This window comes from Acrocarpospora phusangensis (assembly GCF_016862995.1).
Lineage (GTDB): Bacteria > Actinomycetota > Actinomycetes > Streptosporangiales > Streptosporangiaceae > Acrocarpospora > Acrocarpospora phusangensis.
Window position 1 is genome coordinate 43,038 of record NZ_BOOA01000031.1, and the last position, 26,753, is coordinate 69,790.

Genomic DNA, 26,753 nt, shown 5'->3' on the forward strand with positions numbered 1-26,753 from the left:
GAAATCGGGGCGGGGGGAATCTGGGGAATTACACCGATGTATGCGATCCCGGGAAATCACCGTTCGAAGATTGTCACGGTGATCCGGGTGGGGGCCTCAATCCGGATGATTCGCGTCACCCGGGGGTTGCGCTCCAGTAATGGCCGCTCGATGAGCGTCCAGAAGTTCAGGGTGGCCAGGTCGTAATCCATCGGCAGGATCACCCGCACCTCCCCGGAACAGGCCACCGCGAACCGCGCCGACAACATCGCCCACGCGTCCTCGGCTTCCTCGCCCGGCGCGGACGGCGGGAGCACGACCCCGCGCAGCGACATGACGGCTCCGATGGTCTCGCCGCCGAGCGTCCGGGCGAGTTCCTCCGCGTAGGCGGCGTCCACGCCCGACCAGAAGATCGCCCGGTTGGGGGAGGTGCGGACATCGAGCAGGGCGACGCGGTCACACAGTCCGCCGGGGGCGACGCGGGGTCTGTCCAGCACAATCGCGTGTGCCATGGTCTGAGAATGCGGCAGCGACCCAGCTGATCTCAAGGGGAGCCCGTCCGGGCCCGCCGATCACGACGGAACCGATCTCCCCCACCGCCCACCCTGCGCTTTGGAGGGTTGACCAGGCCTGCGGGGCCTGCCCTGCCTGGGTGTGGTTCTGGCGGGGACGTTTCCACGTTTTGGCCAGCGGTGGTTGTTCCCGCCCGCCCACCCCGTTGCCCTGGCGGGCTGCCTGGCCTCACGGGGTGTACCCGCCCGGAGTAACTCCGACCGGGATACCCGTGCGCGATTTGCCGGCAGTGGCAGTTCCCGCCCGCCACCCCACCGAACCGGCAGGCAGAGCCAGGGCCGGGCAGGCTGGCCGACGGGGATAGCACCCGTGCCGCTTCCGGAGGTCTCGGCAGGGGGTCGATGGTCGCGCGTCCGGGGGCCTGGCTGTGTGTCAGGCTGCGCGAGCGTGAAAGGGGTGGGTGGGGCAGCACCCGTGCCGCTTCTGGGGGTCTCCGCAGGGGGTCGATGGTCGTGTGTCCGGGGGCCTGGCTGTGTGGCCGGCTGCGCGCGAGCGCGAATAAGGGTGGGTGGGTGGGGCAGCAACTGTGCCGCCTTCGGAGGCCTGCGCAAGGGGGCCCGGCCGTGTGTCCGGGGGCCCGGCCGTGTGGCCGGCTGCGCGCGAGCGCGAACAAGGGTGGGAGAACCACGGTAAGCCGTCGCGCAGCGACAAAGAGGGGACATGCGAGGCAGCCCGGGATGGGGGTGCCATCCCGGGCTGGGTGGTGTGGAGGGGTCAGTTGTGCTGGGGGCGCTGGGGCTCCCGGAACGGTGACGAGGACTGTGAGCGCGAGGATGGTGTGGACGAGGTCGACTGCGTGGTTGAGGTGCGCGATGTCGACGAGGCCGCCGACGTGCGCGAAGAGGATGAGCGTGCCGCCGAGGAGCGGCTGGCCGATGAGTCCTGGGAGCCTTCCCGCCGGGCGGTCCGGGCTTCCTTGATCGCGGCCTTCTTGGCCTTACCCGTGGCCTTGGCGGACTTCTTCTTCGGAGTGTCAGGCATCTTGCCCCCGTTTGTCGTGTTATGCGGCCTATGGAGCGGTTGATACCCATTTCAGCCAGTTAACACCCGTAACCTGGAGTCATGCCAGAATGATCCCGACGATTATTCTGGATGATTGTTCTGGAGGCCTCGCGTGTTCGATCTGGCGACGTTGCACGAGGCGCTCGCGGCAGCCGTACCGGACCGGGACTGCCTGGTCTGGCGGGACCGGCGGCTGAGCTGGCGGCAGGTGCACGAGCGTACGAACCGGCTCGGGAACCTGCTGCACGGCCACGGCCTGGGCGTGCCCGACCGCGTCGCCGTGTACCTGCACAACGGCCCCGAGTACCTGGAAACCCTGCTCGCCGCCCACAAGGCCCGCACGGTGCCCTTCAACGTGAACTACCGGTACACCGAACACGAACTCGCCTACCTGTTCGCCGACGCGAAGCCCCGCGCGGTCGTCTACCACGCGACCTTCGCGCCCCTCGTGGAGAAGGCCGCCAAGGACGCGCTCCTCATCCAGGTGCCGGACGAATCCGGCAACCCGCCTCCCGCGGGCGCGCTCGACTACGAGGAGGCCATCGCCGCCGCCGCACCGGACCCCGTCCCCGTCCGGCCCACCCCGGACGACCTGCACATCATGTACACCGGCGGCACCACCGGCATGCCCAAAGGTGTGCTCTGGCGCATCGGCGACCTCCTCGACGGACCCCTCGGCGTCCGGTTCCCGTCCCTGGACGCGCTGGTCGCCCACGCCGTGGCCGCCCGCCGCAAGGTGCTCCCCGCGGCCCCGCTCATGCACGGCACCGGCCTGTGGTTCTCCCTCAGCGGCTGGTGCCTCGGCTCCACCGTCGTGATCGCGGACCAGGTGGACCGCTTCGACCCGGCGGGCCTGCTGACCACCCTCGAACGCGAACAGGTGACCGGCACGATCATCGTCGGAGACGCGTTCGCGCGCCCGCTGGCCGAGGAGCTGGAGCGGCGCCCGTACCGGCTGGCGCTGGGCATGATCGGCACGTCGGGCGCGATGCTCGGGGACGGCCTGGCCGCGCGACTGGCCGAACTGATCCCCGGCGTGCGGATCGTGGACACCCTGGGCTCCTCGGAGTCCGGCAACAGCGCGGTCCGCCTGGACGGCGGGCCCTTCGTGGCGGGCCCGGACACCGTCGTGCTGAGCGCGGACAAGACCAGGCGCCTGGAGCCCGGCGGCGAGGAGATCGGCTGGCTGGCCAGAGGCGGCCCCATCCCGCTGGGCTACCTCGGCGACCCGGAGAAGACCGCCGACACGTTCGTGGAGATAGCGGGCGAGCGCTACGCCATCCCCGGAGACCGGGCCAGGCTCCGCGCCGACGGCACCGTCGAGCTGTACGGCCGCGAGGCCACCGTGATCAACACCGCCGGCGAGAAGGTCTACGCCGAGGAGGTCGAGGTCGCGCTCCGCGAGGTGCCCGGCGTGGTGGACGCCGTGGTCGTGGGCCGCCCAAGCGAGCGGTGGGGCCAGGAGGTGGTGGCGGTCGTCCAGAGCGACGTGCCCGACGAGGTGCTGCGCGCGGCGTGCGCGGAGCGCCTGGCCCGCTTCAAGCTACCGAAGGCGTTCGTCAGGGTCCCGCATGTGCGCCGTCATCCGAACGGGAAGGCTGACTACGCCTGGGCTCGTGAGGTGATCTAGTCACCTCGAACCAGACGGTGGTGCCGTGGTCGGTGGTCATCGCCCCCCAGAGCGGGGTGAACTGGGAGACCAGGTGCACGCCCCGGCCGAGCGCGGGCCGGGTCCAGCACGCGCAGCGGGACTGCGCGGAGAGCACCACCCGGCAGGTGTCCCGCGTGGTGGTGACCGCGATCGTGTAGCCCGCGAGATCGCCGCAGGCGACCGCGTGGCGGAGCGACTCGGAGATCAGCTCGCCGGCCAGCTGGACGGCGTCGTCCCGGCACGGATGGGCGGCGCCGAGGGAGTGCGAGATGAACCGGCGGGCCGCGCCCGCCTCCGCCGCGTCCCCGAAATAGGGTCGCGAGATCACGGTTCTCCCCGCGCGGTTGAGAATTGTCATTCCCTGATAACTCCCTGTGCACCCATGAAGGCAGCGCTCACTTGAGTCCGTGGCAGACTTCGATTCATCCTGCACCGTGGATTACATCTTTGCAATCCTGCGAATGCAATATTGCAAAGTGTCGTTTGTGGGGAGTTGTCCGCTTATGAGCGTGGGACGTAGTCCTTCGGTCCGGTTGAGGCGCCTGGCCGGCGAACTCATCCGGATGCGCTGTGAGGCGGGCTATTCACGCGAAGAAGTGGCCCAGATACTCGGACTGGCCAGTTCCACGGTGTATCGGATCGAGACCGGGCACACCCGGCCGCAGGGCCGGACCATGCGGGATCTCCTCGCTCTCTACGGCGCCAACGGACACGAGCGGGACGCCCTGCTCGAGCTGATCCGGGACGCCGGGCGTCGTGGGTGGTGGCACCATTTCGGGGACGTGCTCCCCGGGCCGTATGTCGGACTGGAAGCGGAAGCCGCCAGTGTCCGGAACTACGAGCCGGTGATGCTGCCCGGACTCCTGGAGACCGAGGCGTACGCCCGCGCGGTGATCGGTGCGGCTCTCGTGGAGGACCCCGAAGAGATCGAGCGGCGGATCACCGTACGGCTGGAGCGGCAACGGCGCCTGTCCGACCCGGCCTTCGAACTCTGGGTGGTTCTCGACGAGGCAGCCCTGCGGCGTCCCGTCGGGGGACCGTACGTCATGGCCGAGCAGTTGCGCAGGCTCCAGGAGATCGCCGTCCAGTCGAACGTCACCATCCAGGTGCTGCCGTTCGACGCGGGGGCGTACCTGGGGATGGGCAACCCGCTGGCGATCCTCACCTTCGCGCATCCCGAGGATTCGGACGTGGTCTTCCTGGAGAGCGCGGGCGGTGAGCTCTACCTGGAGAGCGCCGACGACGTGCGCCGCTACGCCACGGTCTTCGATCATCTCCGCGCGGCCGCGCTCAGCCCGGAGAAGTCCAGAGAGAAGATCGAATCGGTCGAGAAGGAGATGGCATGAAGGGCGTTCAGCCTACGGATCTGGCCGACGCTACGTGGCGGAAGGCCACCCGATCGAACACCCAGGGCAACCAGTGCGTCGAGGTCGCCCAGCTCAAGCACGGTATCGCCGTGCGCGACTCCAAGGACCCCGACGGTCCGAAGCTGATGTTCACCCCGGGCGAGTGGGACGCCTTCGTGCACGGGGTTAAGGGCGGGGAATTCGACCTCTCCTGACCCTGCATAGAAACCCGTACGGCCCGTGCGCCAGACCTCCCGGAGCGCGGGCCGTACGTCATGGTTGACCAGCCGGGTCAGCTGCAGGCGGCGCGCAGTTCCGAGTCGAAGTTGGCGCTCTTGGTGGTGAACTCGGTGATGGAGTTCGGGTCGGCCGGGTCGATCTTGAGGTCGCCCCAGGTGGTGGCCATGGTGTCGAGGGTCTTCTTGAGGTCACCGTCGGCCTTGGCGGAGATGTCGTTGAGCTTGCCGGCCAGGTCGGTGTTGGCCTTGTTGATGGCCTCGATGTCGGTGCCCGCGCCGGTGACCTGAGAGGTGTAGTCGAGCAGGGCCTTGGTGGCCTCGGCGCACAGCGCGGTGTTGGCTCCCAGTCCGCAGGCGGTCAGGAACGTGGTCGCGGCGACGGCGACGACAGTGAGGCGAACGATTCTCATTGGGACGGAAGCCTTCCTAGTGATCTCGGGACATCAGTAACACTAGGGAGGTCGGCTTGCGGGTTGCTTTCACCTGGCTTACAGCTCTTTATACGGAACTTATCTGCACGAAGAGTTCTGAAAGATTCAGGTATTTCCGCTGGGTCTGACGGGGTTTTCAAGGGCAGACAAGCATGATCACTGGGAGCGCTCCCATACGAGAGCCTAATTAGACGCGTTTGTCAACCCCCGTTCCGGTGCGGCTCGCGACCCGCGAGCCGCACCGGCCGTCAGGTTCCCCGCGCGTCGAACGCGGCCTTGACGCGATCCAGCGCCGCGTCCAGCTTCGACTTCAGTCCCGGCGTCAGCGCGCCCTCGCGCAGCCGGTCGTTGAGCTTGATCCGGATGTTCCCCACGGCACTCGGATCATTGTTCGCGATCATGTTCTGCACCAGGGTGCGCAGGTCCTGGACGGCCAGTGAAGTGATCTCCCCGCTCCCGGCCCCGGAGTCCAGCAGCGCCACGAAGGCCGCCGCCTCCTCCTCGACCGAGCCCGAGCTCACCGGGCTGGCCAGGGGCAGCGGCGCCAGCGTCCTGGTAGCGCCCGGCTTCTTGCCCGTCGGCGAGGGCTGCGGCCGGGTGCCGGGCGTCGGGTCGGGATCCGGATCGGCACCGGACCCGCCGCCGTCGTTGTCACCGTCGTCACCGGCGTCGGCGGAGCCGGTGTCCCGGTCGGGTTCCGGCTCGCCGGTGCGATCCGGGTTGAGGATCGGCCTGGCCCGGTCGGTGGCGCGCGGGGTCGACTCCGCGGCCTCCCCGGTGCGCTGGGTGGCGTGGGCCGCCGGGGTCGGCAGGGTCTCGGCGGCCACGCCCGCGGGGGCGAGGGTGGGCTGCTGCCAGAGCAGCACCCCGAGCGCCAGCACGCCGGCCACCCCGGCCGCCCACTTCAGCCAGCCGGGCTCCCGCCCGGTCTCGCCGGGCATCAGGGCCTCGGCCACCTCGCGCGCGCTCGGCCGTACGGTCGGGTCGGGGGACAGGCACTGCCGGCACAGCGCCGCGATCTCCGGCGGCAGCCCCGGCACGCTGTCCGGGCTGGGCGGCGGGCCCTCCCTGCGGGCCGCCTCGATCCCCTCCCAGGTCGTCTCCGGGTACGGCGGGACGCCGGTGAGCATCTCGTACAGCAGGACGCCCAGCGAGTAGACGTCCACGGCCGGGGCGGCGGGTAGCTCCTTGAGCCGCTCCGGCGCCACGTAGGGCGGGGTGCCGAAGTCGGCCACCAGCTCGTCGTCGGCCTCGCCGGCGAACACGGCGATGCCGAAGTCGAGCAGCTTCGCCCCGTCCGAGGCGAGCAGCACGTTCTCCGGTGTGACGTCGCGGTGCACGATGCCCCGCTCGTGGGCCGCGGCCAGCACCAGGGCCAGCCGGGCGGCGATGGCGGTGGCCTCCGCCCACGGCAGCGGGCCCTCGCTGAGCCGGTCGGCCAGTGACCTGCCTTCCAGGAGCCGCATCACGACGTACGCGGCGAGCCGGCCACGGGGGGTGACCGTCTCGCCGTAGTCGTACACCTCGATGGCGTCCGGATGGATCAGCCGGGCGGTGGCCCGGGCCTCGCGCCTGATCAGCTCGCGGCCCGGGTTGTCGCCGTCCAGTGCCCCGTCCAGCACCTTGATCGCCACAGTCCGCTGTAAGGACTGGTCGAAGGCACGCCAGATCACCGACATGCCTCCCGTGGCGATCCGCTCCTGAAGCAGATAGCGACGGGTCAGGACGTCGCCTTCGGCCAGCTCAGGTTGATTCACGGACGACCAGTTCCGTGGGCAGCACGGGGTTGCCCTTGGGTATCTCGTCCTCGGCGAGGGCCATGAGCAGCATGCGCGCCGCCAGGGCGGCGAGCTCCTCGACCGGTTGGCGGACGGTGGTGAGGGCGGGGGTGGTGTGCCTGGCGATGGGCGCGTCGTCGAAGCCGATCACCGCGACGTCGTCGGGCACCTTGCGCCCGGCCCGTCGCAGCGCCTGCATCGCGCCGGCGGCCATCACGTCGGACGCCGCGAAGACGGCGTCCAGGCGCGGCGCGCGCTGCAGCAGCCACTGCATCGCGTGCGCGCCGGAAGCGTGGGTGAAGTCGCCGTAGGCCACGGGCATGTCGGTGATGCCCGCGTCCCTGAGCGTCTCCCGGAAGCCGTCGAGACGGTCCCGGGCGGCGGGCAGGGTCGGCGGCCCGGCGATGGTGGCGATCACGCGGCGGTTGCCCAGCAGCAGGTGTTCCGCGGCCTGCCGCCCGCCGTCCCGGTTGTCCATGTCGACGTACGGGAGATCCACGCCGTCCGGCGGCCGGCCCGCGCTGCGCACCGGGATGCCGGACGCGGCGAGGGTGACGGCCAGTGGGTGCCTGGCCCGGGCGCCCACCAGGAGCACCCCGTCCACGGCCCCCGCGACCAGCGGTGGGGCCGCGATCGCCGCGGTGGCGGGGGTGGCCGTCATCACCACGAGGGGGACCCCGTGGGCGGCGAACACCTCCTCGGCCGCCGACAGCAGTCGGGCGTAGAAGGGTTCGCTGAACAGCCGTGGAGTCTGCTCGCAGATCACGGCGGCCACGATCTGGTCGGTGCGTCTGGCGGTCGAGCCCCGAGGGGCGCGGCGCCTTACATAACCAAGGCGGGACATGGCGTCGTGCACCTGTCGCCTGGTCGATGTAGTGACGCGTACCGAGCCCGTCAGGACTCGGGAAGCGGTTGCCGGGGAGACGCCAGCAGCGGCGGCTACCTCTGCGAGGGTGGGAAGATCGGCCATCCGGTCTCCTCAGGCCCGAAGTGTGTCACGCGGCGGCTTGGGAGCGCTCCCAAGAACGTATCACTGTTTCGGGCGTGTCAACAGAGGTTTCATAGCGATGAAACCTTTCATCGTTTTTCACCGGCCTTGCACACACGGGCAGGGTAGATGAATACCTGCCAATCTGTGGGGATATCGGGGCAATCGAGACTCTAAAAACTGGAAAAATGACGTTTTGTAGTCAAAGATGTACATAATGTAGTCAAATATCTTGACATCGAGAATTCACATGTTTCCCCGGCTATTTGTCCGAGTCGGCGGGGGCGCGGCCGGCTCGATCTCCTACACAGCGCAGGAGCAGGCACTCTGTTCGACAAAGTGTTTGATGATTATCGGAGGGCCGCGGTGGGTCCGGGTCAGAGCGGGGGGACTGGACAGCGGAGGGGCGGCCCCGCGCAAATTGCCGGAGGGGTGAGAGGGGTCGCCGGCGCCCGCCATCCGGCCGGTTTGACCTCCCCCTGGGTACGTTCACAGGCCCGGCGTTACCACCGTCCGTTAGACGCCGGGTGTTTCGGTGCTCAAGTGGAGCGTATGTACCCGATCTTTCATATCCGTCCCGATTGCCATGGGCGATAGGGGGGACGATCACCACTGATCACCCTGTGTAATGGAAATCGTTACACATCGTGATACTGGAAACTGGTACATCTCGATGAGGAAAAGCATGAATCAGGCCTCGAAGCGGATCGCGGCTGGAGGAGTCGCGGGCTCGATGCTCGCCGCGGGCTTCCTGGCGGGTCCCGGCACCCTTCCCGGTCAGGCGTCCAACCACCTCGCCGCCCCGACCCAGATTCTCGACCCGCGTACGGACGTCACCGACCTGTACGCCTTCACCAGCCCCGACCGCCCCGACACGGTCACCGTCATCTGGAACCACCTGCCCTTCGAACTGCCGGACACCCCGCTGCCCTGGTACCGCTTCGCCACCCAGGGCTTCTACGACCTGCACTTCGACAACACCGGCGACGGCAGACCCGAGCTGACCTACCGGTGGCGGTACCACGACGGCCGACCGGACCTCCGCGAGCAGCCGCCGCAGAGCTACCGGCTGGAGGTCCTCCAACCGGGGCGCGGGCTTGAGGTGCTGCTGGCGGACGCGCCGGTCGGGCCGTACCCCGTCGAGGACCCCGTCGAGGACACCGTCGGGGCCGGGTTCGCGGTGGAGTGGAAGCGGGCCGTCGTGCCGCTGCCCGGGGGCGGGCAGACCTTTTCCGGCCAGGTCAGGGACCCGTACGCGGAATTCCGCGTGCTCGCAGGCGGCACGCCGTTCAACGTGCACTCCATCGCCGTCCAGCTGCCGAAGACGGAGCTGGCGCTCAACGGGGACGTCGGACGCAACCCGGTCGTGGGGATCTGGGCGACCTCGTCGCGGCGGTCGCTCGACCTGCGGGACGCGGCGGCGCGGCCGTACCGGCAGGTGTCGCGGGAGGGGTCGGCCATGTTCGGGGACGGTCTGCTGCCGCAGCCGCTGCGGGACGCGTACCAGAACGTGTCCTCGCCGCACACCGACCACGCGTGGGCGGAGCTGCGGGCGGCGGTGCACCACCCGCTCGTGTCCAGGACGCTCGCGACGGGGCTGCCGCCGAAGGAGCCGCGCATCGACCTGGAGCAGGTCTTCCTCACCGGCATCGCCGAGGCCACCGGGCCGATCAGGATCGACCTCAACGCGCACCTGCTCAACCGGGACGCCGATCCCGCCAGGATCGTCCCGGCCGAGATGACCCGGCTGAACATGACGACGCCGGTCACCGCCAGGCCCGACCCGTACGGACTGGCCGGCGGCGACCCGCAGGGCTGGCCGAACGGGCGGCGGCTGACCGACAACGTGACCGTGGCGTTCACGCGCCTGGCCAGAGGCGAACCCGTGGGCGGGGGCGCGCCGCCGGCGGCCTGGCTGAGCCCGGCCAAGGGCGTCACCGGCTTCCCGTACGAGGCCGCCCCAGAACTCCGGAGGCAGCCATGAGACGCGCCGCGTCCGTGCTGGTCACCATCGCCGCCCTGGTGGCCGTGGCGCTCATCGTGTACGGCGACCCGGACGAGGACACCGGCCCGCCCCCGATCCGCGCGTTCGCGTTCGACCTGCCCGGGCGCATCGAAGCCGACCGGCGCTACCTGACGCGGGCCCCGGGCGACGCCACGGTCTGGGCCGAGCTGGGCCTCGGCTACCTCGAGCAGGCCCGGGTCACCGCGAACCCGGCCTACTACCCGAAGGCCGAGAACGCGCTGCGCGAGTCGCTGCGGCTGCGGCCCGCCGGCAACGACACGGCCCTGGTGGGCATGGCCGCGCTGACCGGCGCCCGGCACGAGTTCGACGGCTCCCGGGACTGGGCGATCAAGGCCGCCGCCGCCAACCCGGCCAACCCGCTCGCCCACGGCCTGCTCTCCGACGCGTACCTGCAGCTCGGCGACCCGCGCAAGGCCCACAAGGCCCTCCAGGCCATGCTGGACACCAAACCCGGCGTGGCCTCCTTCGTCCGCGCCGCCCACCTCTTCCGGCTGAAGAACCAGTACGGCCGGGCCTCCGACGCCCTCAAGATGGCCCTGGACTCGGCCGCCGGCATGACCGACATCGCCGACATCCACTGCCGCAGGGGCGACCTCGCCTGGCACACCGGCCGCCCGTCGCTGCGCTCGTACGAGCTGGCGCTGGCCGCCCACCCCGGCTACCCGGCCGCGCTGGCCGGCCGGGCCCGCGCGCTGGTTTCACTCGGCCGCGACCGGGAAGCCGTCCGCGCGTACGCGACCGCGGTCGCCCGCAACCCGGAGCCGCAGACCCTCATGGAATACGGCGAACTGCTCAAGTCCCTGGGCCGCGAGGCCGAGGCCGAGACCCAGTTCCGGGTCTTCCGCGCGGCGCTCAAGCTGTTCGCCGCCGGCGGCGTCATCGACGACCTGACGGCGGGCCGGTTCGAGGCCGACCACGGCGACCCGATGACCGCGGTCGTGTATCTGGCCGGGGAGTGGTCGCGCCGCCCCACGAGCGAGGTGTCCGACGCGTACGCTTGGGCGCTGCACCGGGCGGGACGGGACCGGGACGCGATCAGGTTCGCGCGCGCCGACAGCGCGCTGGCGGCCTACCACCGGTCCGAGATCGAGCGCGCCCTGGGCCGGCGGGCCGCCGCGAAGCGCAGCCTGGCCCGGGCGCTGGAGCTCAACCCGAACCTGCCTGTCCTGCGGAGAATGGAGGTGGCGCGTGGACGGTGATCTGCTTCGCCGACTGGTGGACGAGGTGGCCGAGCAGTTCGGCGGCCGGGCCGAGGTGCAGCTGGACGAGGTCGAGGAGTGCGACCCCTACTGGGAACCCGGCCCGGACGGCACCGCGCCGGCCTCGGTCCGGCACAGCTACGTGGTGCACGTGCACAGCGACCTGCCCGACGTCTCGGAGACCGTCTTCGGCGCCGTACGGCAGCGCATGGGCGCCGAGTGGCAGATCGCGGAACGCCCGGTGGGGGAGACGTACGCGGTGGACTTCACCGGCCGGGACGGGACCTTCCTCGGCGTCGTCTTCGACCCCAAGGGCAACGGCCCGATCGTGGTGATCGGCCGGACCGCGAACTCGTAGCGGGAGCTCCCACGGGTCCGCTCGTGGGAGCTCCAGCCAGACGTATACGGCGTGGCGGCGGACAATTCATCTCCCGCCTTATCGGTCTGAGCTTCCTCTTATCCGGCTTTCGGTAAGGTCCAAGCCCATGACGACCTACCGGTGGATCGCCGTGCCCGTCCTGATGGCCCTGCTGACCGCGTGCAGCCAGGAGACGCCTGCGGCGGCCCCCGCCAGCCCGCCGGCCACCGCCGAGACCTCCGCCGCGGCCTCTCCCCCTGCGGCATCTTCCCCCGCGGCCACGCCCGAAGCCGAGCCCAGCGCGACGGCCGGCGCAGAAGCCAGTCCCGCGGCGGCCGTGACCACCCCGGCCGCCGGCTACAACGACGCCGACGTCACCTTCGCGGCCTCGATGATCCCGCACCACCTGCAGGCCCTGGACCTGACCCAGCTGGCCGCCACCCGCGCCGACGACCTGTGGGTCAGGGACCTGGCCGGTCGCGTCCGCAGCCAGCGCGAGCCCGAGATCCGCCTGCTCAAGGGCCTGCTGGACGGCTGGGGCGAGGAGCCGCTGCCCCGCGACCACGACCTGCCCGGCGGCGTCTCGAAGGCCGAGATGGACAAGCTGGCCGCCGCCTCGGGCGCCGCCTTCGACCGCATGTTCGTCACGCTGCTGATCGCGCACCACGAGGGTGCGCTCACCCTGGCCAGGGCGGAGCAGGAGCAGGGCGCGCACGCGGACGCCAAGGCCATGGCCGGCGGCATGGTGGTCACCCAGGAGTCCGAGCTCAAGGAGATGAAGAAGTACCTGACCCGGCTGAAGAAGTGACCGGTCAGTTCTCGTAGGTGTCCAGGCGCGGGGGGAGCGTGTTCCAGGTGCAGAAGGCCGAGGACTCCGTGCCGCCCTTCAGGAACGTGATCCGCAGCCAGAACGCCTCCTCCCAGACCTTCAGCTCGTAGCCGTCGGCGGGCGTGGCCGACACCATCCGGCAGTCCTTCTCCCGTACGGCCACGGTCGCCCGGCCGCCCCTGAGCGTGAACGTGTGCAGGACCTCGCCGGGCGTCGGGCTGGGGGTGGTACGCGGGGTCCTCGGGCGCGGCGGGCTCGTGGCCCCGGGCGTGGAGCTGGGCCGTACGGGCTGGGGGGTCGCGGTCGGGCGGCGAGCCGGGGACTTGGACGGCCGGGGCCCGCGCGCGGACGGGGACGGCGACGCGGCCGGCGGTGACGACGACGAGGCGGGGATCGAGGGCGGGGGCGAGAGGGCGCGGGACACGCCCGACACCGCGGTGGGCGGGGCCGCCACGAGGAGGGGCGCGGGCGGGTCCTCCCCGAGGACGGTGGCGTGCAGCACCTCGCCGACACCCAGCCAGGCCACGGTCACCGCGAGCGCCGTCGCGCCGCACCAGGCGAGTGTGTACCCGATTGCCCTTGGTAGGTGCATAGGTCGGAATTATGACCTAGAAGTGCCGTAGCGTACTGGCTCATGGCTACCGTGCTGGTGGTGGAGGACGACGAGTTCGTCCGTTCGGCGATCATCCGGGACCTGGTCGGGCGCAGCCACGCGGTGCGCAGCGCGGGACGCGCCCTCGACGCGCTCCGCGACATCGCGCACTACCCGCCCGACGTGGTCGTGCTCGACCTGGGGCTGCCCGACCTGGACGGTGCCGAGGCGCTGAAGATGCTGCGCGCGATCTCCGATGTGCCGGTGATCGTGGCCACGGCGCGCGACGACGAACGCGAGATCATCCGGCTGTTGCGGGCGGGTGCGGACGACTACCTGATCAAGCCTTTCTCCGGCGACCATCTGAACGCCCGGCTGGAGGCGTTGCTGCGGCGGGCCAGGGCCGTACCGGTCACCAGGACGATCCGGGTGGGCGGGCTGAGTGTGGATCCGGATCGGCGGGAGGCGTACCTGGACGGGACGCAGCTGGAGCTGACCCGGCGGGAGTTCGACCTGCTCGCCTACCTGTGCGCGCGGCCCGGCACCGTGGTGTCCCGCAAGGAGCTGCTGGCCGAGGTGTGGCAGCAGTCCTACGGCGACGACCAGACCATCGACGTGCACCTGTCCTGGCTGCGGCGCAAACTCGGCGAGAGCGCGTCCCAGCCGCGCTACCTGCACACCGTGCGGGGCGTCGGCGTACGCATCAGCGCGCCGTGAGGCGGGGCCTGGCGCTGGTCGCGGTGGCCGTCACCGCGATGGTGGCGCTGGCGTTCCTGATCCCGCTGGCCGCCGTGGTGAAGGAGGTCGCCGAGACCAGGGCGCTGGCCGAGGCCGAGCGGCAGGCGACCGCGATCGTGCCCGCGCTGGTGCTGACCGTGGACGCCAAACGGCTGGAACGGGCGCTGGCCAGCACTCCCGCCGGGGCCGCCGGGCGGCTGGCCGTACACCTGCCCACCGGCACGGTCGGGCGCGGCCGGGCGCCCGGCACGGCGGTCGCGTCGGCGCGGGCCACGACGCTGCGGCTCCCCGGCGGCTACGTGCTGCTGCGGCCGGTCGCGCTGGATCGCGGCCGCACCGCGGTGATCGAGGTGTACGCCCCCGAGTCGGACCTGACCAGGGGCGTCGCCACGTCGTGGGCGGTGCTCACCGGGGTCGCGGTGGTCCTGGTGGCCGGGTCCGTGGTGGTCGCCGACCGGCTGGGCGCGCGGGTGGTGCGGGCCACCCGGCGGCTCGGCGACGCCGCGACCTCGCTCGGCTCCGGCGACCTGTCGGTACGGATCGAGCCCGACGGGCCGCCCGAGCTGGTCGCGGCAGGGCAGGCGTTCAACACCATGGCCGACCAGGTGGCCGGGCTGCTCGCCGCCGAGCGTGAGATGGCCGCCGACCTGTCCCACCGCCTCCGTACGCCCCTGACCGCGCTCCGCCTCCAGCTCGGCGACCACGGCCCGGCGGCCGAGCAGGTGGACCGGCTGGAACGGGAGGTGGACGCCATCATCGAGGCCGCCCGCCGCCCGTCCCGTCCGATGCCCGGGCGCTGCGACGCGGCCGAGGTGCTGCGCGAACGGCTGGTCTTCTGGTCGGCGCTGGCCGAGGACCAGGGCCGGCCGTGGGAGCTGATCGGGGCGGACGCCCCCGCCCCGGTCCCGGTGGCCGCCGCCGAACTCAGCGCGGTCGTGGACGCCACCCTCGGCAACGTGTTCCGGCACACCCCGCAGGGCACGCCCTTCGCCGTCACCCTGCACCAGGGCAGCGGCATGGTCGGCATCCTGGTCGCCGACGCGGGGCCCGGCATCGCCGACCCGGAGGGCGCCCTGAAACGCGGCCACAGCGGGGCCGGATCCACCGGGCTCGGCCTGGACATCGCCCGCCGCCTGGCCGAGTCCACCGGCGGGTCGGTCCGCGTCGAACGCTCCGCCCTCGGCGGCGCGGGCGTGCAGCTCTGGCTGCGTACCTCGCCGCAGACGCCGAAGCCGCGTACGCGCAGGCTGCTGGGCCGAGCCCTGAGTTGATGTGACATATCCCGATAGAGTCGGCGGCGTGGAATTCCGGGTTCTGGGGCCTATCGCGGTGATCGGCGCGGACGGCGGCCCGCTCGACATCGGCCCCGCCCAGCAGCGTGCGGTGCTGGCGCTCTGCCTCCTGGCCGCGCCCCGTCCGATGAGCGTGAGCCGCCTCATCGACGCCCTCTGGGAGGACGGCGCTCCCGCCGGCGCCGTCAACACCGTCCAGGCGTACGTGTCGAAGCTGCGCCGCGTGCTCGAACCCGGCCGGGCCCGCAGAGGCGCGGCCTCCATCCTGGTGAGCAGACCCGGCGGGTACGCGCTGGACATCCCCGACGAGGTCGTGGACCGCCGCCGGGTCACCGCACGGGCGGCCGAAGGCCGGCGGCTCCTGGCCGCCGGAGATCCCGCCAAAGCGGTCAGAGAACTCCGCCTGGCCCTCAGCGAATGGCGCGGCGAACCGCTGGCCGGCTTCGAGGACCAGAGCTGGGCCAAAGACGAACGCCTCGCCCTCACGGAACTGCGCCTCTCCCTGGTCGAGGACGCCGCTGAAGCCGACCTGGCGCTGGCCCGAGGCTCCGACCTGGTCCCCGACCTCACGCTCCTGGTCTCCGCCCACCCCCTGCGCGAACGCCTCCGCCGCCTCGCCGCCCACGCCCTCTACCAGTCCGGCCGCCAAGCCGACGCCCTCGCCACCCTCGCCGAGGGCCGCCGCCTCCTCGTCGACGACCTCGGCCTCGACCCCGACCCCCGTTCCCGCGACCTCGAATCCCGCATCCTCTCCCAGGACCCCGCTCTCACCCCGGTTCCCCTCTCCCCGGCCACCCCCACACCCGCCCCCACCGTCGTCCTCGGCCGCACTACCGAAACGGCCACCCTCCACCGCGCCATCACCACCCCCGGCCACCGCGTCGTCCTCATCTCCGGCGAACCCGGCATCGGCAAAACCAGCCTCGTGGAATCCGCGGCGCTCCAGCGCGAACCCGGTTCGCTCGGGGATGCCGTCCCCCCTTCCCGTCAACGGGACGAACCCGGCTTGTCCGGGTATGCCGGGCGCGGTGCGGACAGTCGAGTCGTATTCGGGCGGTGCTGGGATGGGGGTGGGGCGCCGCCGTTCTGGCCGTGGGTGCAGGTGGTTCGCGCGCTGACCGGGCAAGCCGGGGAACTGGCTGAGATCACCGGGGCGACCGGTGAGTTTCCGATGTTCGAGGCCGTGGCCCGGCTGCTCAACGCCGGGCCGGTGCTGGTGGTGCTGGACGACCTGCAGTGGGCGGACGCGTCCTCGTTGCGGCTGCTCGACTTTCTGGCGAGTACGCGGCCGTGTCCGGAGTTGACCGTGCTGGCCACGTACCGGGACACCGAGGTGAGTGAGCCGCTGGCGCGTACGCTGGCCACGCTGTCCCGGCTGCCGCATGTGGAGCGCGTCACGCTCGGCGGGCTTTCCGAGGACGCGGTCGCCGAGTACCTGGAGCGTTCCGGGGCGGATCCGGCGCGGGCGGCCGAGGAGTTGCGCAGGACCGGGGGCAATCCGTTCTTCCTGAGCCTGGGCGAGGAGGCTCCCGGGGCGGTGGCCGACGTGCTGCGGGGGAGGCTGGCCGCGATGCCGCCCGGCGCGCACGACGTGCTCAGCGCGGCGGCGCTGATCGGCCGGGAGGCCGAACTGGGAGTGCTGCTGGACGTGCTGGACCTGCCCCAGGACGACGTCCTCGACGTGCTCGACGAGGCCGTACGGTCCCGGCTGCTCACCGAACGCTCCCTCGTCTACGCCTTCTCGCACGACATCGTCAGGGACGTGCTGCGCGACGGGCTCGCGCCACTGCGCCGCCGTCGCCTGCACGCCCGGGTGGCGGCCGTCCTGGAGGGGCGTGGCACCCACCTGGCCGAACTCGCCTACCACTACCGGGAAGGGCTGGTCATCGCCGGCATGGCGGCCAGGGCCATCGAGTACGCCAGGCAGGCCGCCCGGCACGCGACCGAGCAGTTCGCGTACGAGGACGCGGCCGGGCATCTGGAGCAGGCCGTGGCGCTGACCGGGCAGCTGCCGGTGACCGACCTCGAGCTCAAGTGCGATCTGCTCCTGGAGCTGGCCGAGGCGCAGTCGGTGGCCGGGATGAACTCGCGCGTGCACGCCACCCTAGACGAGGCCGCGGCCCTGGCCGACCGGCTCGGGGACGACGAACGGCTGGCCAAGGCCGCGCTCGGGTTCTCCGACCCGCTGGGCTGGGCGATGTACGAGGAGTGGGCGGCCTCGGAGGCGCTGCTGGGGCGGATCGACCGGGCGCTGGCTCAGGCGGGGGAGCGGTGGCGGTCGCCGCTGCTGGCGGCTTCGGCGATCATGGGGTCGTTCATCCGGCCGCCGGGGGAGAGCCGGGAGCTGGCGGCCCGGGCCGTACGGGAGGCGCGGGACGACCGGTCGCGGCTGCGGGCGCTGAGCGCGGTCGAGATCCTCTCGCGGGGGATCGCCGGGGCCGCGGAGCGGCGTGAGCTGGTGGCGCGGATGGCGGAGAGCGCGGCGGCCACCGGCGATCTCGTGGACGAATGGCTGGCCGGCGAGGCGCGCTACGTGGAGATGGTCTCCTCCGGAGAGTTCACGGCCGCGGGCCCGCTCCTGGACTGGCTGCGTCAGACCGCCCGACGCTTGCGCCAGCCCTCCCTGATCGGGCTCGCCGAATGGCAGGCGGCGATCCGGGCCTACCTCGCGGGCGACCTGGACACGGCCATCGCCGAAGCCGAGGAAGCCGCCCGCGCCCACCCCGAAGGCGCCCTCGGCGGCGACGGCGCCCAACTACGCGCCCTGCTCATGCGCGCCCAGACCGCCCGCCTCCGCGGCGACCTCCACACCGCCCTGACCATCGCCGACAACGTCCTCGAAACCCGCCCAGGCCAGCCCGTCTGGACCGTCCTGCGCTGCCACACCCTCCTCGACCTGGGCCGCCACGACGAAGCCGCCGCCATCTTCACAACCCTCGCCCAGGACGGCTTCGCCACCATCGCCAGCGACCTCACCTACCGTTTCATCCCCGACTCCCTCAGCCGCATCTGCGCCACCCTCCGCAACCCCCAAGCCGCCGAAGCCCTCTACACCCACTTCCACCCCAACAGCGGCCGCCTCCTCGGCTGGTCCATCACCGACCTCTGCCTGTCCCACCTGGCCCGAACCCTGAACCGCCCCACCACCGCCACCCACCACCTCACCGCCGCCCACCACTTCCTCACAACCTCCGGCCTCCCAGCCCTCACCGAATAGCCGAGCCCCGCTGGGCGCCCGACTCCGCAGGCCTCTCCAACCTGGGCAAGTAGCCGCCAAGACGGAGGCAAGCCGCTTCCGCGACCCTGTCCGCATGGTTGGACCACATCGCATCGCCCCCGACACCGTGCTCATCCCGAGACTCGAACGGATCGAGGACGGCTACACCGCCATCAACACCATGGTGATCACCGGGCGGGAGCCGGTCCTGGTGGACACGGGCGCCGCGATGCACCGCGACGCCTGGCGTGAGGACGTCTTCTCCGTGGTCGACCCCGCGGACGTGCGCTGGATCTTCATCAGCCACGACGACCCCGACCACATCGGCAACCTCCCCCTGGCCCTGGACCTCTGCCCCAACGCCACCCTGGTCACCTCCCCCCGCCTGCTCCACCCCCTCAGCGACCGCACCCACCCGATCACCGACGGCGACGCCTTCCACGCCGGCGACCGCGTCCTCACCGCCGTCCGCCCCCCGCTCTACGACAACTCCACCACCCTCGGCCTGTACGACGACCGCAGCGGCGTCTACTGGTCCGCCGACTGCTTCGGCGCCATCACCCCAACCCCCACCCTCGACGCCGCCGACCTCCCCCTGGACGACTACCTGGACTCCCTCCATCACCACAGCACCACCCTCAGCCCCTGGCACGCCTGGCTGGACCCCCACGCCCACGGCCACTACCTGGACCACCTCGCCACCATGGAACTCACCGCCATCACCACCGCCCACGGCCCCACCATCACCGGCCCCCACATCCCCCGCGCCTTCGACACCCTCCGCGACCTCCACCACTAACCCTCACTCGACTTCGACCCCCAAGGTGCCGGCGCAGGCATCGCTCATGCTCGTCCCGGTGAGCAGTGTCCTCACGGCGGCGGGATTCACCTCGGGCGGGATGCACCGCGGTGGCGTGGATGGCGAGATGCGACTTCGGAGGATCACTGGTTGCTCTCGGTTGTCCACCGAAGGTGTGGTCACGTGGGCTTAACACGGGAACGGTGGGCAGGGAGTGGGGATGGCGTGGACGATGGGTGGCATGCGGGAGATATGGCCGGGGGATCCCTATCCGTTGGGGGCTACCTATGACGGGGCGGGGACGAACTTCGCGTTGTTCAGTGAGGTGGCGGATGGGGTGGAGCTGTGTTTGTTCGACGCGGAGGGGGTGGAGGAGCGCGTCCCGCTGAGTGAGGTGGAGGCGTTCGTCTGGCACTGCTACCTGCCGGGGGTGCAGCCGGGGCAGCGGTACGGGTACCGGGTGCACGGGCCGTACGAGCCGGCGAAGGGGTTGCGGTCCAATCCGCGGAAGTTGCTGCTCGATCCGTACGCGAAGGCGATCGAGGGGGCGATCCAGTGGGACCAGGCGGTGTACGGCTACAACTTCGGGGAGCCGGACAGCCGGAACGACGAGGATTCGGCGCCCTTCATGCCGCGGTCGGTGGTGATCAATCCGTTCTTCGGGTGGGGGCATGACCGGCCGCCGGCGACGCCGTACCACGACACGGTGATTTATGAGGCCCATGTCAAAGGGCTGACGATCAATCATCCGCGGATTCCGGAGCGGATCAGGGGGACCTACGCGGCGCTCGGGCACCCGGAGATCATCGACCACCTGACCAGCCTGGGCGTGACGGCGATCGAGTTGATGCCGATTCACCAGTTCGTCAGCGATGACGTGCTGGAGAAGCGGGGGCTGACGAACTACTGGGGATACAACACCATCGGGTTCTTCGCGCCGCACAACGCGTATTCCAGTTCCGGGGAACTGGGCGGGCAGGTGCTGGAGTTCAAAGCCATGGTGAAGGCCATGCACGAGGCCAATATCGAGGTCATTCTCGACGTGGTCTACAACCACACGGCCGAGGGCAATCATCTGGGCCCCACGCTGGGAATGCGCGGAATCGACAACCGGAACTACTACCGGCTGGTCGAGAGCGACCCGAAGCATTACATGGACACCACGGGGACCGGAAACAGCCTCCTGATGCGGTCGCCGCACGCGCTGCAGCTGATCATGGACTCGCTCCGGTACTGGGTCACCGAGATGCACGTGGACGGCTTCCGCTTCGACCTGGCCTCCTCGCTGGCCCGGGAACTGCACGACGTGGACCGGCTGAGCGCCTTCTTCGACCTGGTGCAGCAGGACCCGGTGCTGTCGCAGGTCAAGCTGATCGCCGAACCCTGGGACGTGGGGCCGGGCGGGTACCAGGTCGGGAACTTCCCGGCGCGGTGGACGGAATGGAACGGCCAGTACCGGGACACCATCCGGGACCTGTGGCGGGGTGAGCCCGCGCGGCTGCCGGAGTTCGCGTCCCGGCTGACCGGCTCCAGCGACCTGTATCAGGACGACAGCCGCAGACCAGCCGCATCCATCAATTTCGTGACATGTCATGACGGGTTCACGCTGGAGGACCTCGTCTCGTACAACGAGAAGCACAACGAGGCGAACGGCGAGGACAACCGGGACGGCGCGAACGACAACCGGTCGTGGAACTGCGGGGTGGAGGGCCCGGCGACCGGGCCGGTGGCGCAGCTCAGAGAGCAGCAGAAGCGGAACTTCCTGGCGACGCTGTTCCTGTCCCAGGGCGTGCCGATGCTGTCGCACGGGGACGAACTCGGGCGTACGCAACAAGGGAACAACAACGCCTACTGCCAGGACAACGAGATCAGCTGGGTGGACTGGCACGAGAACTGGCTGCTGCTGGACTTCACCCGGCGCGTGTCCCGGCTGCGGCGGGAGCACCCGGTGTTCCGGCGGCGGCGATTCTTCTACGGCCGCCCGGTTAGGGGCTCCGACGACCAGCTGAGCGACATCGTGTGGTTCACCCCGTCCGGGACGGTGATGGCCGACGGCGACTGGAGCAACGGGTACGCGCGGGCGCTGGCGGTCTTCCTCAACGGGGACGCGATCACCGAGCCCGACCGGCGCGGCAGGCGCATCCGGGACGACTCGTTCCTGCTCCTGTTCAACGCCCACTACGACGTGATCACGTTCACCATCCCGAAGGACTACGGCGAGATGTGGACCACCGAGTTGGACACCGCCATGCCGATCAGCACCGACTCCCGGATGTGCCGGGCGGGCGAGGGCATCCCGGTGGCCGGCCGGTCGGTACGGGTGCTGCGCAGAGAAGCCGGGTGATCCTCGCTTTCGACGGCCCGGAAAGGTCAGTATGGGAGCTGTGAGAGAGGCCGTGACGTCCACGTACCGGGTCCAGCTGACGCCCGAGTTCGGCTTCCGCGAACTCGCCGACCTGATCGGATACCTGCGCGACCTGGGGGTCGGGCACGTCTACCTGTCGCCCGTGCTCCAGTCGGTGCCCGACTCCCAGCACGGCTACGACGTCGTCGACCACGCGCACGTCCGGGCCGAGTTCGGCGGCCGGGAGGAGCTGGTGGCGCTGGCCGGGCAGGGGCTGGGGCTGATCGCCGACATCGTGCCGAACCACATGACCGTGCCGGTGCCGGAGTCGGCGAACGCGGCGCTCTGGTCGGTGCTGAAGGACGGGCCGGAATCGCCGTACGCGGACTGGTTCGATCTGACCTGGCCGGTGGATCTGCCCGTGCTGGGCGACGACCCCGAGCTGGTGGTGGACGGGGACGTGCTGCGCTATCACGAGCACGAGTTCCCGATCAGGGCCGGGACCGAGGGGCTGCCGCTGCACGAGTTGCTGGTGGCGCAGCACTACCGGCTGGTGTCCTGGCGGGACTCGCCCGGCTACCGGCGGTTCTTCGACGTGTCCTCGCTGATCGGGCTGCGGGTGGAGGATCCGGCGGTCTTCGACGCGACGCACGGGGTCATGCTGTCGCTGGTCGCGGACGGGGTGATCGACGGTCTCCGGGTGGACCATCCCGACGGGCTCGCCGACCCGTACGGCTACCTGCGGCGGCTGCGCGCGCGGGCGCCGGGCCCGGTCTGGGTGGAGAAGATCCTGATGGACGGCGAGCGGCTGCCGCCGGACTGGGACTGCGACGGGACCACGGGCTACGACGCCCTCAACATGGTGACGCGCCTGTTCGTGGACCCCGCCGCCCGGGACCGGCTGGTACGCGCGTTCACCCGCCACACCGGCATGCCCGACGACTACGACCACGTCAAGTACGACGGCAAGAAGCAGGTGCTCGACCTGTTCTTCCGGGGCGAGGTGGACCGGCTGGCGGCGGCCCTGGGGGAGCCGGGGCTGCGGGACGCGCTGGTGGAGCTGCTGGCGGCCATGCCGGTCTACCGGGCGTACGTGAATCCGGGGGAGGAGCCGGGCGAGGAGGCGACCCGGGTGATCCAGTCGGCCGCCTGGGAGGCCGCGGCGCACGCGGACCCGGCGGCCGTGGCGAAGGTGGCCCAGCTGGTGCTGCGCGGCCCGGCCGAGGCGGTGACCCGGTTCCAGCAGACCTGCGGGCCGGTCATGGCCAAGGGCGTGGAGGACACCGCGCTCTACCGGTGGTTCCCGCTGGCCAGCCTCAACGAGGTGGGCGGCGAGCCGGATCGTTTCGGGGTCTCCCCGGCCGAGTTCCATGCGTTCTGTACGGAGATGCGCCCGACGACGATGACGACATTGTCGACGCACGACACGAAACGCTCCGAGGACGTACGCGCCCGTCTCGCCGTTTTGTCGGAAATTCCGGATATTTGGGCGGATGCGGTGGAGTCGTGGGCGGGAGCCGTACGGTTCGATCCGAAGCTCGATTATCTGGCGTGGCAGACGCTGATGGCCGCCTGGCCCATCAGTCCAGAACGTTTCACGAAATATCTGCTTAAAGCCGCTCGTGAGGCTAAAACGTCGATTTCCTGGCAGAACCGCGAACAAGGATATGAAAAGGGGATCCGGGAGTTCGCCGCGAAGGCGATCGAGCTGTGCGGCTACTCGGTCGCCGCGTTCACGCGGGTCGTGGACCGCTACGCCCGCGTCAACTCGCTCGGCCAGAAGGTCGTCCAGCTGATGATGCCCGGCGTCCCCGACGTCTACCAGGGCAACGAGATCACCGACTTCTCCCTGGTCGACCCCGACAACCGCCGCCCGGTCGACTACGCCCGCCGCCGCGAGCTGCTGAAGAGCGGCGAGGACAGCTGGGACGGCGACAAGCTGCTGGTCACCACGACCGCCCTCCACCTGCGCGGACGGCTCACGCCCGGCGCGCCGTACCTGCCGATCGAGACCGGCGAGCACGCGGTGGCGTTCGCGCGCGGCGACCAGGCGGTGGCGGTGGCGACCAGGCTCCCGTACCGGCTGGAGCGGGCCGGCGGGTGGCGGCACGAGAGCCTGCGGCTCCCGCCCGGCAGCTGGCAGGACCTGCTCACCGGTTCCGAGCACACCGGCCTGATCCCGATGGCTCACCTGCTGTCCCGTTACCCGGTTGCAATCCTGGAACGGAATACCCAATGAGCCCTATGGGAAATAGGTGAAACATGTACGAAGTCTGGGCGCCCCTCGCGACGCGCGTCGAAGTCGAATCCGGGGGCGTCAGACGGGACATGTCTTCTGAGAACGGCTGGTGGCGGGCATCAGGCGGCGAACACGGCGACGACTACGCATTCCACGTGGACGGCGCGGGCCCGTACCCCGACCCCCGGACGAGGCGGCAGCCGTACGGGGTGGAGGGGCCGAGCCGGGTCTACGACCACGCCAGGTTCACCTGGGGCGACCAGGACTGGCGGGGGCGCGGCCTGCGCGGTTCGGTCATCTACGAGCTGCACGTCGGCACGTACACGCCGGAGGGAACCTTCGAGGCCGTCGCCGGCAAGCTCGGGCACCTGGTCGATCTGGGCGTCGACTTCGTCGAGCTGATGCCGGTCGCGCCCGTGCCCGGCCGCCGCAACTGGGGCTACGACGGCGTCGACCTCTACGCCGTGCGGGAGGAATACGGCGGCCCCGACGGCCTCAAGGTCCTCGTGGACGCCTGCCACCGGGCCGGGCTCGGCGTGATCCTCGACGTCGTCTACAACCACCTCGGCCCGTCCGGGAACTATCTGTCCAAGTTCGGGCCCTACCTGCACGGATTCAAGGGCTCGTACTGGGGCGACGCGGTCAACCTGGACGGCCCGCACTCCGACGAGGTGCGCCGCTACTTCATCGAGAACGCGCTCCAGTGGCTGCGCGACTACCACGTCGACGGGCTGCGCCTGGACGCCGTGCACGCCCTCCACGACAAGCGCGCCACGCACTTCCTGGAGGAGCTCGCGGGCGAGGTCGAGGCCCTCTCCACGGTGCTCGGCCGCCCGCTCACCCTCATCGCCGAATCCGACCTCAACGACCCCGGCCTGATCACCCGGTACGGCCTGGACGCCACCTGGAATGACGACGTGCACCACGCCCTGCACTCGGCCGTGACCGGCGAGACCCACGCCTACTACGGCGACTTCGGCTCGCTGGCGGCCGTCGCCAAGGTGATGACCTCGGCGTACTTCCACGACGGCAACTACTCCACGTTCCGGGGCCGCTCGCACGGCCGCCCGGCCACCGGCGTCTCCGGTCACCGCTTCGTCTGCTGCGTGCAGAACCACGACCAGATCGGCAACCGGCCGCTGGGCGACCGGCTCCGCCCCGAGCAGCTCTGGCTGGCCGCCGGGCTGCTGCTGACCTCGCCGTTCACGCCGATGCTGTTCATGGGCGAGGAGTGGGGAGCGAGTTCCCCGTTCTACTTCTTCACCGACCACCACGACCCGGAGCTGGCCGCCGGGGAGGGCGAGCGCCGCCGCCGCGAGTTCGAGGCCTTCGGGTACGACTGGAAGGCCCCCGACCCGCAGGACGAGCAGACCTTCCTGCGCTCCAAGCTGGACTGGTCGGAGCCCGCCGAGGACGGCGCGGCCTCCCTGCTCGGCTGGTACCGCGACCTGATCGCGCTCCGCAAGGCCCACCCCGACCTGGCCGACCCCCGCCTGGACCGGGTCCGGGTGCGCTACGACGACGACCGCCACTGGCTGGTGGTACACCGGGGCTCGATGCGGATCGCCGCCAACCTGGGCGACTTCCCCGTCCCGGTCCGGCTGAGTCCCGGCCACGTGCTGCTGGCCTCCGACGAGGGCATCACGCTGACCGGCGCGGACCTGTACCTGCCGCCGCTCTCACTGGCCGTCGTTCACGTGGTTGCGCAGCCGAAGCTCTGACGGGTACGGCGCGAAGTAGCTCTGGTCCCGCACGTACGGCGCGGCCTCGCCGCGGGCGTGGTGGAGCAGGAGCGTGACCGGCACGGACAGCGGCACCTCGCGCCGCGCGTAGTCCACGATCACCTCCGCCAGGTCGGCGCGGCGGACCCGGTCCAGCGCGTTGCCCACCATGCCCATGCAGTGCTGGAGCACGTTGACGTTGCGGCCGACGCTGGCCCGGCGGCACAGCGCCCGCCGGAACACCTCGGCGTAGGCGGCCCGCACGTCGCCGGATCCGGCGCCGGCGACGATCCGGCCGGCCTCCCGGTAGGCGGCGGCGTCGTGCGCGAGCAGCTGCATCTTGTGCCGCGTGTGGAAGGCGACCAGGTCCCGGGGGTGCCACTCGGCCGCCAGCAGCTCCCGCAGCCGGGCCGCCGCGAAGATCCGCTCGACGAACTCCTCCCGGAGCACGGCGTCGTTGAGCCTGCCCTCGTCCTCCACCGGCAGCAGCGGGAACGCCTCGATGATCTTCTCGGCGAACAGGCCCCGGCCCTTGCGGCTCACGGCCTGGTCCCCGGCGTACACGGGGATGCCGTGCAGCCCGCAGGACGGGCTCTTCGCCTTGAACACGTACCCGTCGACGTCCAGCGTGCCGATCCGCCGCTCGGCCGCCTCCGTCACGGCCCCCGTCACATCGGTACGGCTCCGCCGCTGCACCAGCCTGCCGCCCCGCTCCAGCCGCAGCGTCTCCCTGGGCGTGCCGAGACCGGCCTCCATCTCCGGGCAGACGTGCACCCAGTCCACGAACCGGTCCAGCTCGTCGGCGAGGAACCGGTTGCGGCTGTGGCCCCCGTTGTAGCGGATGAGGTCGCCCAGCAGGCACCCGGAGACCGCCACCCTCGGCCGGGGGGTCATGCCGCCACCAGCGTGGACAGGCGGTGCAGCGCCCGCGCGGTGCGCGCCTTGACGGTGCCGAGCGGCACGTCCAGCCGGTCGGCGATCTCCCGCTGGCTCAGCTCGGCGTAGTAGGCCAGCTCGATGGCCTGCCGCTGCGGCGCGGGCAGCACGGCGAGCGCCCGCCTGACCTCCTCGCGCCGGCTCAGCCGGTCGGCGTGGTCGTCGGGGTCGTGCGGGTCGCACGGCTCCGGCACCACGTCCAGCGGGACCGTGACCGGCGCGCGTCCGCGCAGGTAGTCGATGGCCCGGTTCCTGGCGATGGCCTGCAGCCAGGCCTCCAGGCTGCGGGACGGATCGTAGCGGCCCCGGCAGCGCCAGACCTCGGCGAACACGACCTGCAGCACGTCCTCGATGTCCTGGGACGGCACGAAGCGCCGGAGGTAGCTCCGCACCAGCGGCGCGTGCGCCCGGTAGCACTCCGTCACCGCGTCCGGTCCGGTGAGCGACATGGTGACCTCCCCGACTGAAAACTTACT

Annotated in this window: 23 protein-coding genes; 15 read left to right on the forward strand and 8 right to left on the reverse strand. The window is 71.0% G+C overall.

The window, feature by feature from the left end; all coding sequences use genetic code 11:
* Window positions 1–56: 56 nt before the first annotated feature.
* A complete protein-coding gene (locus Aph01nite_RS19615; protein WP_204042368.1) occupies window positions 57–491 on the reverse strand; it encodes a hypothetical protein in 435 nt (144 codons plus the stop codon).
* 839 nt (window positions 492–1,330) lie between these two features.
* Here Aph01nite_RS19615 and Aph01nite_RS19620 point away from each other — a divergent pair.
* Both Aph01nite_RS19620 and Aph01nite_RS19625 read left to right on the forward strand, forming a co-directional pair.
* On the forward strand, window positions 1,331–1,576 hold the full coding sequence (locus Aph01nite_RS19620; protein ID WP_204042369.1) for a hypothetical protein: 246 nt from the start codon (window positions 1,331–1,333) through the stop codon (window positions 1,574–1,576).
* Between the two features lie 90 nt (window positions 1,577–1,666).
* Entirely contained in the window at window positions 1,667–3,184 is a 1,518-nt protein-coding gene (locus Aph01nite_RS19625; protein ID WP_204042370.1) for an AMP-binding protein, read from the forward strand.
* Here Aph01nite_RS19625 and Aph01nite_RS19630 read toward each other — a convergent pair.
* On the reverse strand, window positions 3,114–3,533 hold the full coding sequence (locus tag Aph01nite_RS19630) for an ATP-binding protein (protein ID WP_204042371.1): 420 nt from the start codon (window positions 3,531–3,533) through the stop codon (window positions 3,114–3,116). The two genes, Aph01nite_RS19625 and Aph01nite_RS19630, sit on opposite strands and share 71 nt — an antisense overlap.
* Window positions 3,534–3,708: 175 nt before the next feature.
* Between Aph01nite_RS19630 and Aph01nite_RS19635 the strand changes: the two genes are divergently transcribed.
* Both Aph01nite_RS19635 and Aph01nite_RS19640 read left to right on the forward strand, forming a co-directional pair.
* A complete protein-coding gene (locus tag Aph01nite_RS19635) occupies window positions 3,709–4,551 on the forward strand; it encodes a helix-turn-helix domain-containing protein (RefSeq protein ID WP_204042372.1) in 843 nt (280 codons plus the stop codon).
* The gene (locus tag Aph01nite_RS19640) at window positions 4,548–4,766 is read left to right on the forward strand and encodes a DUF397 domain-containing protein (protein ID WP_204042373.1); all 219 of its coding nucleotides are present in this window, start codon (window positions 4,548–4,550) and stop codon (window positions 4,764–4,766) included. Before Aph01nite_RS19635 ends, Aph01nite_RS19640 begins: the two co-directional genes overlap by 4 nt.
* Window positions 4,767–4,843: 77 nt before the next feature.
* Here Aph01nite_RS19640 and Aph01nite_RS19645 read toward each other — a convergent pair whose 3' ends face one another.
* From Aph01nite_RS19645 to Aph01nite_RS19655, 3 genes are all read right to left on the reverse strand, one after another.
* On the reverse strand, window positions 4,844–5,200 hold the full coding sequence (locus Aph01nite_RS19645) for a DUF8711 family protein (protein ID WP_204042374.1): 357 nt from the start codon (window positions 5,198–5,200) through the stop codon (window positions 4,844–4,846).
* Window positions 5,201–5,469: 269 nt separating this feature from the next.
* On the reverse strand, window positions 5,470–6,978 hold the full coding sequence (locus Aph01nite_RS19650; RefSeq protein WP_204042375.1) for a serine/threonine-protein kinase: 1,509 nt from the start codon (window positions 6,976–6,978) through the stop codon (window positions 5,470–5,472).
* Window positions 6,965–7,969, reverse strand: coding sequence for a LacI family DNA-binding transcriptional regulator (locus tag Aph01nite_RS19655; RefSeq protein WP_204042376.1), 1,005 nt, complete (start codon window positions 7,967–7,969; stop codon window positions 6,965–6,967). The genes Aph01nite_RS19650 and Aph01nite_RS19655 overlap by 14 nt, the downstream gene beginning before the upstream one ends.
* A 703-nt stretch (window positions 7,970–8,672) precedes the next feature.
* Here Aph01nite_RS19655 and Aph01nite_RS19660 point away from each other — a divergent pair.
* The 4 genes from Aph01nite_RS19660 (at window position 8,673) to Aph01nite_RS19675 (ending at window position 12,378) form a co-directional block, all read left to right on the forward strand.
* Window positions 8,673–9,971 carry a DUF4331 domain-containing protein gene (locus Aph01nite_RS19660; RefSeq protein WP_204042377.1) on the forward strand — a complete coding sequence of 433 codons (1,299 nt, stop codon included), beginning with the start codon at window positions 8,673–8,675 and terminating at the stop codon, window positions 9,969–9,971.
* Window positions 9,968–11,212 (forward strand): tetratricopeptide repeat protein, encoded by a 1,245-nt coding sequence (locus Aph01nite_RS19665; RefSeq protein ID WP_204042378.1) that lies wholly within the window; start codon window positions 9,968–9,970, stop codon window positions 11,210–11,212. Before Aph01nite_RS19660 ends, Aph01nite_RS19665 begins: the two co-directional genes overlap by 4 nt.
* A complete protein-coding gene (locus Aph01nite_RS19670) occupies window positions 11,202–11,570 on the forward strand; it encodes a hypothetical protein (protein ID WP_204042379.1) in 369 nt (122 codons plus the stop codon). The genes Aph01nite_RS19665 and Aph01nite_RS19670 overlap by 11 nt, the downstream gene beginning before the upstream one ends.
* Window positions 11,571–11,697: 127 nt before the next feature.
* A complete protein-coding gene (locus Aph01nite_RS19675) occupies window positions 11,698–12,378 on the forward strand; it encodes a DUF305 domain-containing protein (RefSeq protein ID WP_204042380.1) in 681 nt (226 codons plus the stop codon).
* A 4-nt stretch (window positions 12,379–12,382) separates the two neighbouring features.
* On the opposite strand, the gene Aph01nite_RS19680 is transcribed toward Aph01nite_RS19675, so the two are convergent.
* Window positions 12,383–12,991 (reverse strand): hypothetical protein, encoded by a 609-nt coding sequence (locus tag Aph01nite_RS19680; RefSeq protein ID WP_204042381.1) that lies wholly within the window; start codon window positions 12,989–12,991, stop codon window positions 12,383–12,385.
* A 42-nt stretch (window positions 12,992–13,033) separates the two neighbouring features.
* Between Aph01nite_RS19680 and Aph01nite_RS19685 the strand changes: the two genes are divergently transcribed.
* The 7 genes from Aph01nite_RS19685 to treZ all read left to right on the forward strand — a co-directional run bounded on the left by Aph01nite_RS19685 (window position 13,034) and on the right by treZ (window position 25,341).
* A complete protein-coding gene (locus Aph01nite_RS19685; RefSeq protein ID WP_204042382.1) occupies window positions 13,034–13,708 on the forward strand; it encodes a response regulator transcription factor in 675 nt (224 codons plus the stop codon).
* Window positions 13,705–15,000, forward strand: a complete 1,296-nt coding sequence (locus Aph01nite_RS19690) for an ATP-binding protein (protein WP_204042383.1) — start codon at window positions 13,705–13,707, stop codon at window positions 14,998–15,000. Before Aph01nite_RS19685 ends, Aph01nite_RS19690 begins: the two co-directional genes overlap by 4 nt.
* 28 nt (window positions 15,001–15,028) lie before the next feature.
* Window positions 15,029–18,238, forward strand: a complete 3,210-nt coding sequence (locus tag Aph01nite_RS19695; RefSeq protein WP_204042384.1) for an ATP-binding protein — start codon at window positions 15,029–15,031, stop codon at window positions 18,236–18,238.
* A 94-nt stretch (window positions 18,239–18,332) separates the two neighbouring features.
* Window positions 18,333–19,037: an oxygen-binding di-iron domain-containing protein gene (locus Aph01nite_RS19700; RefSeq protein WP_204042385.1), complete on the forward strand. Its 705-nt coding sequence runs from the start codon at window positions 18,333–18,335 to the stop codon at window positions 19,035–19,037.
* A 241-nt stretch (window positions 19,038–19,278) separates the two neighbouring features.
* Window positions 19,279–21,381 carry a glycogen debranching protein GlgX gene (glgX, locus tag Aph01nite_RS19705; RefSeq protein ID WP_204042386.1) on the forward strand — a complete coding sequence of 701 codons (2,103 nt, stop codon included), beginning with the start codon at window positions 19,279–19,281 and terminating at the stop codon, window positions 21,379–21,381.
* A 31-nt stretch (window positions 21,382–21,412) separates the two neighbouring features.
* Window positions 21,413–23,620, forward strand: coding sequence for a malto-oligosyltrehalose synthase (treY, locus tag Aph01nite_RS19710; protein WP_204042387.1), 2,208 nt, complete (start codon window positions 21,413–21,415; stop codon window positions 23,618–23,620).
* Window positions 23,621–23,643: 23 nt separating this feature from the next.
* On the forward strand, window positions 23,644–25,341 hold the full coding sequence (treZ, locus tag Aph01nite_RS19715) for a malto-oligosyltrehalose trehalohydrolase (RefSeq protein WP_204042388.1): 1,698 nt from the start codon (window positions 23,644–23,646) through the stop codon (window positions 25,339–25,341).
* Here treZ and Aph01nite_RS19720 read toward each other — a convergent pair.
* The gene (locus Aph01nite_RS19720; protein WP_204042389.1) at window positions 25,300–26,235 is read right to left on the reverse strand and encodes a YbgA family protein; all 936 of its coding nucleotides are present in this window, start codon (window positions 26,233–26,235) and stop codon (window positions 25,300–25,302) included. The two genes, treZ and Aph01nite_RS19720, sit on opposite strands and share 42 nt — an antisense overlap.
* Window positions 26,232–26,726, reverse strand: coding sequence for an RNA polymerase sigma factor (locus tag Aph01nite_RS19725; protein ID WP_204042390.1), 495 nt, complete (start codon window positions 26,724–26,726; stop codon window positions 26,232–26,234). The genes Aph01nite_RS19720 and Aph01nite_RS19725 overlap by 4 nt, the downstream gene beginning before the upstream one ends.
* Window positions 26,727–26,753: the final 27 nt, after the last annotated feature.

Excerpts from the sequence above, each read along its gene's own strand:
- Aph01nite_RS19675 (WP_204042380.1), top strand. The coding sequence starts at position 11,698 with ATGACGACCTACCGGTGGATCGCCGTGCCCGTCCTGATGGCCCTGCTG.
- treY (WP_204042387.1), top strand. The coding sequence starts at position 21,413 with ATGGGAGCTGTGAGAGAGGCCGTGACGTCCACGTACCGGGTCCAGCTG.
- Aph01nite_RS19720 (WP_204042389.1), bottom strand. The coding sequence starts at position 26,235 with ATGACCCCCCGGCCGAGGGTGGCGGTCTCCGGGTGCCTGCTGGGCGAC.
- Aph01nite_RS19660 (WP_204042377.1), top strand. The coding sequence starts at position 8,673 with ATGAATCAGGCCTCGAAGCGGATCGCGGCTGGAGGAGTCGCGGGCTCG.
- Aph01nite_RS19665 (WP_204042378.1), top strand. The coding sequence starts at position 9,968 with ATGAGACGCGCCGCGTCCGTGCTGGTCACCATCGCCGCCCTGGTGGCC.
- glgX (WP_204042386.1), top strand. The coding sequence starts at position 19,279 with ATGCGGGAGATATGGCCGGGGGATCCCTATCCGTTGGGGGCTACCTAT.
- treZ (WP_204042388.1), top strand. The coding sequence starts at position 23,644 with ATGTACGAAGTCTGGGCGCCCCTCGCGACGCGCGTCGAAGTCGAATCC.
- Aph01nite_RS19700 (WP_204042385.1), top strand. The coding sequence starts at position 18,333 with ATGGTTGGACCACATCGCATCGCCCCCGACACCGTGCTCATCCCGAGA.
- Aph01nite_RS19645 (WP_204042374.1), bottom strand. The coding sequence starts at position 5,200 with ATGAGAATCGTTCGCCTCACTGTCGTCGCCGTCGCCGCGACCACGTTC.
- Aph01nite_RS19680 (WP_204042381.1), bottom strand. The coding sequence starts at position 12,991 with ATGCACCTACCAAGGGCAATCGGGTACACACTCGCCTGGTGCGGCGCG.
- Aph01nite_RS19635 (WP_204042372.1), top strand. The coding sequence starts at position 3,709 with ATGAGCGTGGGACGTAGTCCTTCGGTCCGGTTGAGGCGCCTGGCCGGC.
- Aph01nite_RS19615 (WP_204042368.1), bottom strand. The coding sequence starts at position 491 with ATGGCACACGCGATTGTGCTGGACAGACCCCGCGTCGCCCCCGGCGGA.
- Aph01nite_RS19655 (WP_204042376.1), bottom strand. The coding sequence starts at position 7,969 with ATGGCCGATCTTCCCACCCTCGCAGAGGTAGCCGCCGCTGCTGGCGTC.
- Aph01nite_RS19685 (WP_204042382.1), top strand. The coding sequence starts at position 13,034 with ATGGCTACCGTGCTGGTGGTGGAGGACGACGAGTTCGTCCGTTCGGCG.
- Aph01nite_RS19640 (WP_204042373.1), top strand. The coding sequence starts at position 4,548 with ATGAAGGGCGTTCAGCCTACGGATCTGGCCGACGCTACGTGGCGGAAG.
- Aph01nite_RS19725 (WP_204042390.1), bottom strand. The coding sequence starts at position 26,726 with ATGTCGCTCACCGGACCGGACGCGGTGACGGAGTGCTACCGGGCGCAC.